Genomic DNA, 13,421 nt, shown 5'->3' on the forward strand with positions numbered 1-13,421 from the left:
CTTCCCCGGTTGCCGGGAGGGCAACGGAACCACCCATCACGGGTCTGTCTCAGCATCGACAATGATGCAGGCGCCCATACTTTAATCTTACATTACTTTACGGGTCTGAGGCCCTGTCAGGTCGAGTCCTAGGCGGTGATCCGGATCAGGGGCGGCGCCCTCGGTGCGGCTCGGCCACGGCCAGCAGCTGCTCGGGGGACGCGGGCAGCTCCCGCCCGATCAGACCGTGCAGGACGGGATAGGCCGAGGCGTCACCGGCCAGGACGCCACCGAGCAGGGTACGGGCGTCCGAGGCCAGGACCAGCCGGGCGTAGGTACGGCGGACATGGTCCGAGCGGACCAGGGACACGGCTCCCTCCGTCGTCGCCTGGAAGTCCCCGAAACTGGCCAGGTCGACCCCCAGGAGCTTGAGCCGGGTGGACAGATCGGGCTCCTCGGGGAACGACTCGGCGTCCCGGCCGAGCAGCCGCGCGGCCACCGCCTCGGCCATCCGGTAGCCGGGCCCGACCAGCCCGTAGCAGCGGCCCCGGACCGCGGCGCACTCACCGACCGCCCAGACGCGCGGATCGGCCGTACGGCAGTCGCCGTCGACGAGGACGCCACCGCGTGGGCCGACCGCGAGCCCGGCGCTCCGGGCCAGTTCGTCGCGCGGACGCACACCGGCGGAGAAGACCACCAGCTCCGCGTCGAGTTCGGTGCCGTCCTCCAGCAGGACCGACCGCACCCGCCCGCCGGGCCCGGCGACCACCGCACGGGTCGCCACCGCGCAGTGCACGGCGACGCCGAGGCCGCGGACCAGTTCACCCAGGACGCGTCCGGCGCCCTCGTCGGTCTGAAGAGGCAGGAGCCGAGGGGCCAGTTCCACGACGTGTGGCCGCATGCCCAGGGCCCGGAGCGCGCCGGCCGCCTCCAGCCCCAGCAGGCCACCGCCGACGACCACACCGGCCCGCCCGGGTACCGCCGCGGCGCGGATCGCGTCCAGGTCGTCGAGGGTCCGGTAGGTGAAACAGCCCGGCAGCCCGTGTCCGGGAACGGGCGGGACGAAGGGCCGCGAGCCCGTGGCCAGGACCAGCGCGTCGTACCGGACGCGGGCGCCGTCGGCCGCGGTCACCGTGCGGCTGCGTCGGTCGATCGCGAGGGCGGGCGTGGACAGCCGCAGGTCGACCCGTCCGTCCTTCAGTAACTCGGGCCGGGCCAGGCTCAGTTCCTCGGCGGTCCGGCCCGTGGCGTACGAGGACAGGGCGAGCCGGTCGTAGCCGGGGCGGGACTCCTCGGCGAGCACCACGGTTCGCCACACGCCCGCGGTGTCCTCGGTGCGCAGCGTCTCCAGCAGCCGGTGTCCGACCATGCCGTGTCCGACCAGGACGAGGGTGCGCGAGGCTCTCATCGCTCCTCCGGGGCGAACCGGGAGGCGCAGACCCGCCGCACCTCGGGCAGGCAGGTCCCGCAGCCGGTGGCGGCCCGGGTCGCGGCGGTCACGGCCGACAGGTCACGCGCACCCTCCCGGCAGGCCCGCAACAAGGCCCCCTTGGTGACGTTGTTGCAGACGCAGACCACCGTGGAGTCGGGGAGCTCCAGCGGACCGGTGTCCGTGTCCGCGGCCCGTCCCAGCAGCAGGCCGAGCCGCCCGGACGGGACCGGCAGGCCGCGGTCGTAGAGCTGGACGACCGCTGCCGCCGCCCGTTCCATGCCGAGCAACTGGGCCCCCACGACGTGTCCTTCACGCAGCGTGAGGCGGGCGTGCCGGGCCCTCGCGGGATCGGTGAAGGTGACCGTCTCGTCGCCCGCCGCGTCGGGAGGACCGAGGACGGCCAGGTCCAGTTCGGGCGCCTTCAGCCGTACGGACACGGGCGTCGGCCGGTACCGGGCCGTGCCACCGGCGAGCAGTTCGGCGAGGGTGTCCGCCTGCTCCCAGGCGGCCGAGAGCCCCGCGGCGGTCCGGCCGTCGTGTTCGGCGCAGTCCCCGACGGCGTGGACGTACGGGTCGCTGGTGCGCAACCCGTCGTCCACGAGCACCCCGCGACGGACGGCGAGCCCCGCCGCACGGGCCAAGCGGGTCCGGGGAACCACGCCCGTGCAGAACAGCACGCCGGCCGCCTCGACGACCTCGCCGTCGTCCAGCACCAGCTTCCCCGTCTGCCGGTCGGCGACCCGGCGTCCCAGGCGCAGGCCGACACCGTGGGCGGCCAGCCGTACCGCGAGGAGGTCCCCGGCGGTGGCGTCGAGGAGACGGTTCAGAGGACGCGGATGGGGGTGGACGAGGGTGACGGACCGCCCGGCCCTGCGCAGCGCCAGAGCGGTCTCCACCCCGAGGACGCCGCCGCCCACGACGGCCACCGGCCCCGGGACCGGGGCGCCTCCGTCGGCGAGGGTGCGCAACCCACTGTCGTCGGCGGGCCGTGCCCCCGTGGCCAGGACGAGGGCGTCGTAGGGGTACGCCGTGCCGTCGTCGGTGTACACCGTGCGGCGCCGGCGGTCGATGGCGCGGACGACCGTGCCGAGCCGCACCCGGATGTCGCCCGGCGGCCGGGGCAGGGTGAGGGAGTCCGGCCCGAGGCTGCCGTCCAGCACCGAGATGAGCAGGGCCCGGTTGTACGCCGGCACCGGTTCGGCACCCAGGACGGTCACCTGCCCCCGGTGGCCGTGGTGGCGCAGCCGCTCCACTAGACGGTGCCCCGCCGGTCCGTTGCCGATGACGACGACGCCGCTCACTCGGGGGCTGGCCAGGGGTCGATCCGCACCGCGCTGACCTTGAACTCGGGCATCCCGCTGCGGGGATCGAGGGCGGGGTTGGTGAGCAGGTTGGCCCGGCCGCCCCCGGCGAAGTGGAACGGCAGGAAGACGGTGTCGGTGCGCAGTGTCCCGTCCAGCCGGACCCGGGCCACCGTGGCTCCGCGTGCCGAACGCACCACCGCCATATCGCCCTCGGCGAGTCCGGCCCGGGCCGCGGTGTCGGGATGCACCTGTACGAAGGGCTCGGGGTCGGCCTCGTTCAGCTCCGGCACGCGCCGGGTCTGGGCTCCCGACTGGTAGTGGGCCAGCACGCGTCCGGTGGTGGCGTACAGGGGGTGGGCCGCGTCGGGAGTCTCCGCCGGGTCGCGGTGCTCGACCTCGGCGAACCGGGCCCTGCCGTCGGGGTGCGCGAACCGGTCGAGGAACAGCCGGGGCGTCCCCGGATGCGCCGTGGGGGAGTGCGGGTCCGGGGACTGCGGTGCCGGTTCGGGGCAGGGCCAGTGCAGGGCCTCGGCGGCGTCCAGCCGCGCGTAGCTGATGCCCGAGTAGTCGGCCTTTCCGCCCCGGGAGGCGGCGCGCAACTCCTCGAAGACCTCACGCGGTTCGGTCGGATAGCGGTGCGGCGGCTCACCGAGGCGCACCGCCAGACCGTGCAGCACCTCCAGATCGGTGCGGACGCCGGACGGGACGGGCAGCGCACGGCGTCGGCGCAGCACGCGGCCCTCCAGACTGGTCATGGTTCCCTCCTCCTCGGCCCACTGCGTCACCGGCAGCACCACATCGGCCAGCGCCGCCGTCTCCGACTCGACGAAGTCGGCCACGACGAGCAGGTCCAGCGCCGCGAGCCGCGCGGTGACCCGGGCCGTGTGCGGGGCGGACACGACGGGGTTCGAACCGAAGACCAGCAGCGCCCTGGGCCCCTGCTCGGTGCCGAGCGCGTCGAGCAGTTCGTAGGCGCTGCGCCCGGGGCCGGGCAGGACCGCCGGGTCCACGCCCCAGACGGCGGCCGTCTCGGCACGCGCGGCGGGGTCGGTGATGAGGCGGTACCCGGGAAGCTGGTCCGCCTTCTGGCCGTGCTCACGCCCGCCCTGGCCGTTTCCCTGCCCCGTCAGGCAGCCGTAGCCGCTGCCACGGCGACCCGGCAGGCCCAGCGCCAGCGCGAGGTTGATGAAGGCGGCCGTGGTGTCGGTGCCCTTGCTGTGCTGCTCCACACCGCGTCCCGTGAGCACGTACGCGTGTGCGGCGCCGCCCAGCATGCGGACCGCCGTGTACTGGTCGGCGACGGGCACCCCCGTGACGCGCTCGACCCGTTCCGGCCACCAGGCGACGGCCCGCTGCCACGCGGCGTCGAAGCCCTGGGTCCTCTCCTGCGCGTACGTCTTGTCCAGGTGTCCGTCGGCGACGGCGAGGTGGAACAGGCCGAGGGCGAGGGCCAGGTCCGTGCCGGGAGCCGGCTGGAGGTGGAGGGCCGCCTGTGCGGCGGTCCTGGTGCGGCGCGGGTCGATGACGACCAGTTCGGCGCGGGTGAGGTGGCGCATGAGGGGTGGCATGGTCTCGGCCGGGTTGGCGCCCGCGAGCAGGATCACTCCGGCGTCGCCGAGGTCCGTCACCGGGAAGGGCAGCCCGCGGTCGACCCCGAAGGCGGCGTTGCCCGCGGCGGCGGCCGAGGACATGCAGAACCGGCCGTTGTAGTCGATCTGGCTGGTGCCGAGCGCGAGGCGGGCGAACTTGCCCAGCAGATACGCCTTCTCGTTGGTGAGACCGCCGCCGCCGAAGACTCCCACCGCGTCCGGGCCGTGCTCCCGGCGGAGGTCCCGCAGCCGTCCCGCGACGGTGTCCAGGGCGCTGTCCCACCCCACGGGGGCGAGACGGCCGTCGGCGCCGCGCAGCAGGGGAGAACGCAGCCGGCCGGGTGTGGACAGCAGCGCGGGCGCCGTCCACCCCTTCTGGCACAGACCGCCCTGGTTGACGGGGAAGTCGGGCGCGGGCTCCACGCTCACCCCGCCGTCCGGGCCGCGGCTGAGCAGGGTGGCGCACTGGAGCGCGCAGTACGGGCAGTGGGTGGCCGTCACCCCGCGCTCAGACACGGGTGGCCTGCCGGGGCGAGGGCTCGGGCGCCGCCGGTGCCGTGGGCCGCGCCGGGCTTCTGAGGTAGACGGCCCAGGTGATCAGCATGCACAGGGCGTAGTAGCCGAGGAACGCCCACAGGGCCGGTGCCACCGACGCGCCGGCCGCCCGGAAGGCCAGGTTGATGGCCACGCCGCCCAGGGCTCCGACGGCTCCGGCGATCGCGATGACCGCGCCGACGAGCCGGCGCGCCTGGGCGAGGGCGGCGGAGGTGTCACGGCCCGAGGCCACCGCCGCCCGCTCCGCCCGCAGGGCGAAGACGGCCGGGATCATCTTGTACGTCGAGCCGTTGCCGAGCCCGCTGAGGACGAACAGGACGGTGAACGCGGCGACGAAGCTCCCGAACGACCCGCCGCCCGCCGAGGCCGCCAGGAGCGCGACGGTTCCCGCCGACATCCCGAGGAAGGTCCAGAAGGTGACCCGGGCGCCGCCGAACCGGTCGGCGAGCCGCCCTCCCAGGGGCCGTGAGAGGGAACCGAGCAGCGGTCCCAGGAAGGTGAACGAGGCGGCTTCGAGCGGGGTGGAGCCGAACTGGTTCTGGAGCACGAGGCCGAAGGCGAAGCCGTAGCCGATGAAGGAGCCGAAGGTGCCGATGTAGAGGAGGGATATCCACCACGTGTCGGACCTGGCGACGGCCTCGCGCTGGGCCCCGGGCTCGGTGCGGACCGCGTCGACGTTGTCCATGCGCCAGGCGGCCAGCAGCGCGGCCACCGCGATCAGCGGCAGGTAGGCGGCGATGACGTACGACGGATGGGTGTCGCCCGCTCCGGCGATGACCAGCAGGCCCACGAGCTGGACCACGGCGACGCCGAGGTTGCCGCCGCCCGCGTTGACGCCGAGGGCCCAGCCCTGGTGACGCTGCGGGAAGAAGTTCGTGATGTTGGTCATGGACGAGGCGAAGTTGCCGCCGCCCGCTCCGGCGGTGGCCCCGACGAGGAGGAACACCCACAGCGGTGTGCCGGGCCGCTGGACCACGTACAGGGCGAGCCCGGCGGGTACGAACAGCGCCAGTGAGGCGAACACGGTCCAGTCACGGCCGCCGAAGCGGGTCACCGCGTAGCTGTAGGGCAGCCGCAGGACCGCCCCGACCAGCGTCGGCACCGCGACCAGGAGGAACTTCTCTCCGGCGGTGAAGGAGAAACCGATGTCGGGGGAGAGGAACAGGACGAGGACCGACCACATGGACCAGATCGAGAAGCCCAGGTGCTCGGAGAAGACGGACAGGAGGAGGTTGCGCCGGGCGATCCGCGCGTTCCCGCGCTCCCAGGCGTCCTCGTCCTCGGGGTCCCAGTCCTTGATCCAGCGGGCGGAACGGCTCTTCATCCGCGCAGCCCCCGGTCCACCAGTTCGCCCGCCGCGCCCGTGTAGTTCGCGGGATCGCACAGTCCGGCCAGGTCCTGTGCGGTCAGCCCCGCCGCGCGGAGTTCGGCCCCGGAGAGTTCCGTCAGCACCTCGGCGAGCTGCCGTCCGGTGAGTTCGGCGGTCTTCGAGGCTTCGGAAAGCAGTTGCCTGGCCTTGGCCTTGCCCAGGTGGGGCGCCAGCACCGCGACGACCCGCTCGGAGACGATGCGGCTGCCGGTGAGGGCGAGGTTGGCGCGCATCCGATCCGGGTTCACCCGCAGGCCCTCCGTGAGTTCCACGGCGGTGTGGGCGGCTCCGCCCACCAGCCGCAGGCATTCGCGCAGCAGCAGCCACTCCGCGTGCCAGGCTCCGGCGGACCGCTCGTCCTCCGACAGCATGCACTGGGTCAGAGCAGCCGCCATCACCGGGACCTGGAGGGCGGTCGTGCGCAGCAGTGTGGTGAGGACCGGATTGCGTTTGTGCGGCATGGCCGAGGAGCCGCCGCGCCCCTCCGGACCGGGTTCGGCGACCTCGGCGACCTCGGTCCGGGCGAGGGACTGCACGTCGAGGGCGATCTTGCCGAGGGCGCCGGCGGCGAAGGCGAGCGCGGCGGCGAGGTCGGCGATCGGGGTGCGCAGCGTGTGCCACGGGAGTTCGGGCCGGGCGAGGCCGGTCTCGGTGGCGAAGGCGTCCACCAGGCGGTCCAGATAGGTGCCGTGGCCGGTGCCGTCGGAGCCGTGGTCCGGGGCCGAGCCGGCCGGGGCGCCCTCGGCGCCGTCCACGCGGGCGTACTCCAGGTAGCCGGCGAGGGTCCCCGCCGCGCCGCCGAGCGCCACCGGCAGGGTGACCCTGCCGAGCCGTTCGTCCGCGTCGAGCAGCAGCCGCCGCCAGCCCGCCGCCTTGAGGCCGAAGGTCGTGGGGACCGCGTGCAGGGCGAGCGTGCGCCCGGCCATGGCGGTGTCGCGGTGGGTGGCGGCCAGCCCGGCCAGCGCCTTCGCGGCCCGGACCAGGTCGCCCCGCACCAGCCGCGACGCGCGGTCGGCCACCAGCATCGCCCCGGTGTCGAAGACGTCCTGGCTCGTGGAGCCGCGATGGACGTACTCCGCCGCCGCCGGGTCCTCGGCGGCGACCAGCTCGGTGAGGGCGCGGACGAGCCCGACGACGGGGTTGGCGGTCTCGCGTGAGGCGAGCGCCAGGGCCCGGGCGTCGACGCGCTCGGCGCGGGCGCACGCGGTGATGGTCCGGGCCGCGCTCCGGGGGAGGCGGCCGAGCCGGGCCTGCGCCCGGGCGAGCGCGGCCTCCGCGTCCAGCATGGCCTGGAGCCAGGCCAGATCGCAGACGGCCTCCTCCACGGGGGTGCCGGCCCGCACCGGGGACAGCAGTCCCACGTCCGACAGAACTCCGGCCCCGACGGGGCCGGCGGGCACGAAGGCGTTCACACGATCACGCCCGTGAGGTCGGCCTCGGACTGCTGGGGCCGGACGGCCAGGGGCACGTGCGCCACCGGGGGAAGACTCAGCACCGCGCGGGCGATGGCGTCGGAGTCGCCGAGCGTCACCGAGTCGACCCCGGGGCGGATACCGGCGGCCGTGACCCAGTGCACCGACTCGGTGGGGACGCCGTAGGCGAACCGGCGGGGGTGGGCCCGGCCTCGGGCGTCCAGCAGGTGGTTGGGGCGTTCCGTGACGGCGAGCCCGCCGCTCTCGTAGAAGGTCCCGCAGGCCCCGGCGATGCGGTAGGGCTGGGCCTGCTCGGTCTCCAGGAGGTGCCGCAGGAGCGGGTCGGCGGTGCGCCGCAGATCGGGCTCGGGCAGCCGGGCCTCGATGAGAGCCGTGGCGCGGACCGCCGGGCCGGGCACGAGGTCGGAGGAGGCCAGGAACGCCGGACCGGAAGGGTCCATCCGGACGACGGTGCCGGGACCGGTCACCTCCAGGACACCCGCCTCGATCAGCGCGATCATCTCCTCGATCCGCGACAGCGGCGGACCGATGGACAGGAACGCGTTGAGCGGGGTGTACCAGCCCTCCAGGTCGTCCCGGTGGGAGTTGCCCTCCAGACCGCCGTGGTCCACCGCAAGCCGGATCTCGTTGCGCAGGTCGCGCAGGACGTCCAGGGCGGCCTTCAGGGGACCGTTGACGTTTCCCTGCCGGGCCGCCGCCACGTCCCGTGCCAGGTGGTCCAGCAGCCAGGACCGGAAGTCGTCGCGGTCGGCGAAACTCCGTCCCCGGTGGGGGAGGGCGATCTGTTCCCAGTCCCAGCGGTCGGCGGGCTCGATGCCGTACTCGTCCAGCAGCGGGGAGGCGTCGTCGTTCACGGGCAGCGCGAGATGGCGTTCGACGAACCGCTCGCGCTCCGCCTCCCTGCCGCGGGCCGCCAGGAGCGTGCCGTAGTAGACGCTCTCCACCTCACGGCAGATCACCGGCCACAGGTCGGTTCCGAAGTGCACCCGCTCACCGTCGAGGGAACGGGCCCGCAGCGAGGCGATGAACTCGGGGGTCAGCAGCCGCGGGTAGTACCGGCCGGAGGCGCCCTTCTCGTTGTCGCCCCGGGCGTGGTAGGGCACGCCCCGGCGGGAGAAGGCGTACATCCGCGGTTCCTCGCCCGAGGGGCGGTACGTCAGCTTCCCCTCGTCGCCGCGCTCGAAGGTGCCGCCGCGGCCGGCGGAGAGCAGCGCCATGTGGTCGAAGAAGTTGAGACCGAGCCCGCGCAGCAGCACGGTCTGCCCGGGGCCGATGACGCCGAGATCCAGGTCCGCCGGGTTGGCCGGAGTGATGTAGGTGAGGTAGTGGATACGGGCCAGGCTGGCGGTACGCGCCTCCCGGGCGGTGAGCCGGGTGGGTACGTGGCCCTGGGCCAGCACGATCGCGTCGAGTTCGTTGAGCCGGGTGCCGTCCTCCAGCCGGACGCCCTGGGGGCCGCCGGTGACGCCCTGGGTGTCGGCGATCGCGACCGCCCGGCTCCGGTGCTCCCGGACGGTGACGTGGCCGGGCGCGCGGGCCACCACGCGCTGGAAGGAGTCGTGCAGGTAGCGGCCGTAGAACGCGCGGGTGGGGTAGGTGTCCAGGCCGGTCCGCCCGGCCTCGGCCAGCGTCTCGGCGTCGTACGCCTCGTGCTCCTCGCGCAGCGCCATGGCCCACTCGTACAGGCTCGGTCCGTGTTCCACCGGGCCGTCGATGCGCACGCTGTCGTCGGTGTAGACGGTGATCTGCGACGCGACGGTGTTCATCAGCAGGTGGCGGGACTGCTCGGAGCGCCAGACGGTGCCGGCGCCGGGGGCGGACGGGTCCACCACATGGATGGTGACCGCCTTGTGCGAGGGACGGACGCGCTCGTTGGCGCAGATCCTCTCCACGACCGACAGCCCTCGTGGCCCGGCGCCGATCACGCAGATCTCCAGCTGACCGCCGCTCATGCCCGTGTGTCCTCACCGGTGCCGTCGACGGTCGTCCGCGCGTCGCCCGCGGTCAGCAGCCGGGCCAGCTCCAGACGCTTGATCTTGGTCGTGGCGGTCTGCGGAAGGTCTTCCAGCCGCCACTGCACGGGTTCCGCGAGGGGCGGCAGATCCACGACGGCCCGCTTCCAGACGAGCGGGTCGAGCGGCGTGTCGTCCCGGGTGCACACCACGGGTACGGGGCGGCCGTCGGGGCCCGGGATGATGATGACCTCGATCAGGTCCGGCACCCGGGCGAAGAGCTTGTCCTCGATCTCCAGGGTCGAGTCGACGCCCGGGATCTCGTCGACCTCCCGGTCGAGCAGGTGCAGACAGCCCCACCTGGTGCGGTAGCCGAGGTCGCCCATCCGCCACCAGCCGTCGTTGACCTGCTTCTTCCAGCGGGCGTGCTCGTCGAGGTACGTGACGATCCGTCCGTCGCTGCGCACCTCGATGTAGCCCGGTGAGGACTTGGTGGGGGGATTGCCGTCCCGGCTGACCACGCGGACGTCCGTCATCCCGTAGAAGGGCGAGCCGACGCAACGGCCGTCGGCCTCCGCGCCGCGCTTGACCGAGTACGTGCGTCCCGCGATCGGGCCGACCTCGCTCTGGCCGTACATCTGGCAGAAGACCGGCGACTTGCGGGCCGACGCGCCCAGCATGCGGTGCACGGTCCTCGGGTGGATGGCGTCGAAGGTGGAGCTGAAGCACTTGACGTTGGCGAGGGGCCGGCGCGCGTCGTTCGCGAGCACCTCCCACCGCAGGAAGGTGTTGGGGTGCGCCTCGATCAGACCGGGAGGCACCTGCGCGAACAGGGCGGCCACGGCCTCCGGCTCGTCCTCCTTGAGGACGATCAGCGGGTGTCCCTGGAGGATGGCGATGGGCATCGCGGTGAACATCCGCGAGTGCACGAACGACACGTGCACCGCGACGGGTTCACGCCTGCTGATCGCCAGGGCGACCGTCGCCTGGGGGCGGTAGCGGGCCTGGAACGTGTGCCCGGTGTGCACGGCGAGCTTCGGCGTCCCGGTGGTCCCGGAGGTGTGGGTGATCAGCGTCGGATGGTCGGGCGCCATGGTCACCGGCGGCACCCGGCCCGTCCCCTCGAAGTCGGCGAGAGGGGTGGCGTCGGGGTGCTCGCCCGAAGCCAGCAGGACCCGCTCCGAGAGCCCGAAGACCTCGGCGGGGAGATCCTTGTCGAGCTTGGCCCGGTCCGTGATGAGGTAGGGCTGGTCCACCCGCCGCAGCAGCTCGGCCACGGTGGCGCCGTCCAGTTTCGACGAGAGCAGCACCGGCACCGCGCCGATCCGCACCACGGAGCAGGCGAGCAGCGTGATGTCGAACCCGTCGCTCTTGTGGATGACCACCCGCTTGCCCGGACGGACCCGCGCCGCCCACAGCCGGGAGGCGAAGTCGTCGATCAGATCCGCCACCTCGGTCAGCGTGGCCCGGCGCCCGAACCCCGGTGCGATGTCCAGATCATGGTCGAGTATCACGAGACTCGCGGGATTCCTGGCCGCCGCCCTTTCGAACAGCGTGCCCAGCCGAATTCCCTTGTTCCCTACGCGTTGCAGAAACATGTGCCACCTCTCACACCGCTGTCGAATGTCAGTCTCAGTGCGTTTCCACGACGTCCTTGATGCGCTTGAGCGTCGCGTCGAGGTCGGATTCCAGCTTGGCCGTCCATTCCCCGACGAATTTCTCACGTTCCGTTTCGTCGAGGTCCGCGGTGATCTTGTGGATTCCGGCGGTCGCCTTTCCCATGCGGAAGTGGTGGACGAGACGCGAGCCGCCGTCAGCGGGTTCGACGTCGAAACCCCACACGGACTCCTGGTCCTCGTTGGCGTGGGAGAGCATCATCCAGCGGAAGGTGCGCCCGGGTTCGGCCGCGGTCACGCGGGCCTCGGTGTACCAGGTCCCGCGGACCAGAGGGGCCCAGGCCACGACGTCCTCGCTGCGCAGGTTCTCCCCGCGGAACACCGAGCCGACCGCGCCGGGTGCACCCGAAATCCATTCCCCGCCCCGGCACTCGGGGCTCCATTCGGCGCTGCGCGGCAGGTCGCTGACCACCGCGTAGACTTCTTCCGGAGTGGCCGCCACCCGAATATCGGCGCGCAGCTCGAAAAGCGGGGAGAGATCGATGATTGATTTACTCATGACGAAAATTCTGCGGTTCCCCGCCGAGGCCGGTCAAGGAATGGGTTCAGGGTCCGTCAGGTCGCGTGCGGCGCTTCGACTTCCGGTGTCACCCGCAAGATGATTTTCCCGCGCACTTCTCCGGATTCGAGCATGCGGTGTGCCCGCGCGGCCTCCGCGAGCGGCAGCGGAACCGTGGCCGGCGGACGCAGTGAGCCGTCCGCGAGCAGACGGTTGACGGCGGTCGCCGCCTCGGCGAGTTCGGTGGTGGTGGCCTGGGAGATGGCGAACCCGACGACCGAGCAGTCCTTGAGGTAGAGCGGCCCGGCGGGCAGCACGGGCCGGGTCCGCATGCCGGCGAGCACGACGATCCGCCCCCGCCGCGCGAGCAGGTCCAGCGCGGTCTCCAGGTCGTTGGCGGCCGAGGCGTCGAGGAACAGGTCTACGCCCGCGGGGCACGCCTTCCGCAGCCGCCCCGGCACATCGGGGTCCCGGTAGTCGACGACCTCCGCCGCGCCCAGCGCCCGGCAGCGGTCGGCGTCACGGGGGTGCGCGGTGACGACGACCCGGGCGCCGGCCCGGGACGCCATCAGCGTGAGGGCGCTGCCGACGTTCCCTCCGCCGCCCAGCACGACCACGGTCTCGCCGGCCCGCAGCCGGCCGTGGGTGAACAGGGCCAGGTGGGCGGTGGCGGCCGGGTGGGCGACGGCGACCACGGCCTCGGGGTCGACACCCGGGGGCAGGTGGTAGAGCCGGTCCGCCGGTACCACCACCTGTTCGGCCGCGGCGCCGGAACGCCCCGCGTGTCCCATGCTGTTGCACCAGACCCGGTCGCCGACGGCGAACCCGGTCGCTCCCGGCGAGGTCTCGGCCACCGTGCCCACCAGGTCACGGCCGATGACGAACGGCCAGGGGACCGGGGTGCGCCAGGCGCCGGAGCGGACGAACGTGTCGACGTGGTTCACGGCGGCGGCCTCGACCCTCACCAGGACGTCGCTCGGTCCCGGCCGTGGCGCGGGCAGCTCGTCGTGACGGATCACATCGGGGGCACCGAATTCTTCGATATAGGCAGCGAGCATGGCCACGGATTCTGGCAACGCCCCGTCCGGTCCGTCTGCCCCCGGCGCCCGAATGTGTCAGGTCCACGGGCCGATGAACCGTACCCTGAAATCATGGACATGACCTTCACTGACATCGTGCCCATGGACGCCCGGATGGACGCGGACGTCGCCCCGCTCATCCGCGTCCTGCGTCCCGCCCTCACCGCGGAGGGATTCCGGGAGTTCGTGACCGAGGCCCACGGCCAGGGCCTGGTCGTCACCGCCGCGTACGACCCCGACGGAGCGTGTCTCGCCGTCGTCACGCACCGGGTGCTGGCGACCAGCCGGGGGCGCGTGCTGTTCGTGGACGACCTGGTCACCGCCCCGGCGGCGCGGGGCCGGGGCATCGGCGGGCGGCTGCTGGCGGAGGTGGTGCGGCGCGGCGGCGAGCAGGCGTGCGTCCGTCTCGAACTGGACTCGGGGACCGCCAACCACGGCGCCCACCGCTTCTACGAGGCCGGCGGCATGGACGTGGCGGCCCTGCACTTCGCCCGCGACCTGCCGGCCGCACCCGCGCCGCACGGCTGACCGCCGGCCTCCCCGGCCCGCCGCCG

The 13,421-nt window shown here is 73.3% G+C and carries 10 protein-coding genes; 1 reads left to right on the top strand and 9 read right to left on the bottom strand.

Annotation, left to right across the window (positions count from 1 at the left end):
* Positions 1–145: 145 nt before the first annotated feature.
* From ABZX85_RS42325 to ABZX85_RS42365, 9 genes are read right to left on the bottom strand one after another with little or no spacing between them, the layout of a single operon-like run.
* Positions 146–1,387 carry an FAD-dependent oxidoreductase gene (locus ABZX85_RS42325; RefSeq protein WP_355881845.1) on the bottom strand — a complete coding sequence of 414 codons (1,242 nt, stop codon included), beginning with the start codon at positions 1,385–1,387 and terminating at the stop codon, positions 146–148.
* Complete coding sequence (locus ABZX85_RS42330; protein WP_355881848.1) at positions 1,384–2,712, bottom strand: FAD-dependent oxidoreductase; 1,329 nt, start codon at positions 2,710–2,712, stop codon at positions 1,384–1,386. Before ABZX85_RS42330 ends, ABZX85_RS42325 begins: the two co-directional genes overlap by 4 nt.
* Positions 2,709–4,820, bottom strand: a complete 2,112-nt coding sequence (locus ABZX85_RS42335; RefSeq protein WP_355881851.1) for a molybdopterin oxidoreductase family protein — start codon at positions 4,818–4,820, stop codon at positions 2,709–2,711. The genes ABZX85_RS42330 and ABZX85_RS42335 overlap by 4 nt, the downstream gene beginning before the upstream one ends.
* Entirely contained in the window at positions 4,813–6,183 is a 1,371-nt protein-coding gene (locus ABZX85_RS42340; protein WP_355881854.1) for a nitrate/nitrite transporter, read from the bottom strand. Before ABZX85_RS42340 ends, ABZX85_RS42335 begins: the two co-directional genes overlap by 8 nt.
* Positions 6,180–7,640 carry a lyase family protein gene (locus ABZX85_RS42345; RefSeq protein ID WP_355881857.1) on the bottom strand — a complete coding sequence of 487 codons (1,461 nt, stop codon included), beginning with the start codon at positions 7,638–7,640 and terminating at the stop codon, positions 6,180–6,182. Before ABZX85_RS42345 ends, ABZX85_RS42340 begins: the two co-directional genes overlap by 4 nt.
* Complete coding sequence (locus ABZX85_RS42350) at positions 7,637–9,613, bottom strand: FAD/NAD(P)-binding protein (RefSeq protein WP_355881860.1); 1,977 nt, start codon at positions 9,611–9,613, stop codon at positions 7,637–7,639. The genes ABZX85_RS42345 and ABZX85_RS42350 overlap by 4 nt, the downstream gene beginning before the upstream one ends.
* A complete protein-coding gene (locus ABZX85_RS42355; protein ID WP_355881863.1) occupies positions 9,610–11,211 on the bottom strand; it encodes an AMP-binding protein in 1,602 nt (533 codons plus the stop codon). The genes ABZX85_RS42350 and ABZX85_RS42355 overlap by 4 nt, the downstream gene beginning before the upstream one ends.
* Before the next feature lie 34 nt (positions 11,212–11,245).
* A complete protein-coding gene (locus tag ABZX85_RS42360; RefSeq protein WP_355881866.1) occupies positions 11,246–11,788 on the bottom strand; it encodes an SRPBCC family protein in 543 nt (180 codons plus the stop codon).
* A 56-nt stretch (positions 11,789–11,844) separates the two neighbouring features.
* Positions 11,845–12,846 carry an NADPH:quinone reductase gene (locus ABZX85_RS42365; protein WP_355881869.1) on the bottom strand — a complete coding sequence of 334 codons (1,002 nt, stop codon included), beginning with the start codon at positions 12,844–12,846 and terminating at the stop codon, positions 11,845–11,847.
* Positions 12,847–12,945: 99 nt separating this feature from the next.
* On the opposite strand from ABZX85_RS42365, the gene ABZX85_RS42370 reads away from it, so the two are divergent.
* Positions 12,946–13,395, top strand: a complete 450-nt coding sequence (locus tag ABZX85_RS42370; protein WP_355881871.1) for a GNAT family N-acetyltransferase — start codon at positions 12,946–12,948, stop codon at positions 13,393–13,395.
* Positions 13,396–13,421: the final 26 nt, after the last annotated feature.

This window comes from Streptomyces sp. NPDC004539 (genome assembly GCF_040610055.1).
In the GTDB taxonomy this organism is placed as follows: Bacteria; Actinomycetota; Actinomycetes; order Streptomycetales; family Streptomycetaceae; genus Streptomyces.

Bases quoted from the DNA above. Each gene is read 5' to 3' on its own strand.
- ABZX85_RS42370 (WP_355881871.1), top strand. From the start codon at position 12,946: ATGACCTTCACTGACATCGTGCCCATGGACGCCCGGATGGACGCGGAC.
- ABZX85_RS42355 (WP_355881863.1), bottom strand. From the start codon at position 11,211: ATGTTTCTGCAACGCGTAGGGAACAAGGGAATTCGGCTGGGCACGCTG.
- ABZX85_RS42325 (WP_355881845.1), bottom strand. From the start codon at position 1,387: ATGAGAGCCTCGCGCACCCTCGTCCTGGTCGGACACGGCATGGTCGGA.
- ABZX85_RS42360 (WP_355881866.1), bottom strand. From the start codon at position 11,788: ATGAGTAAATCAATCATCGATCTCTCCCCGCTTTTCGAGCTGCGCGCC.
- ABZX85_RS42350 (WP_355881860.1), bottom strand. From the start codon at position 9,613: ATGAGCGGCGGTCAGCTGGAGATCTGCGTGATCGGCGCCGGGCCACGA.
- ABZX85_RS42365 (WP_355881869.1), bottom strand. From the start codon at position 12,846: ATGCTCGCTGCCTATATCGAAGAATTCGGTGCCCCCGATGTGATCCGT.
- ABZX85_RS42340 (WP_355881854.1), bottom strand. From the start codon at position 6,183: ATGAAGAGCCGTTCCGCCCGCTGGATCAAGGACTGGGACCCCGAGGAC.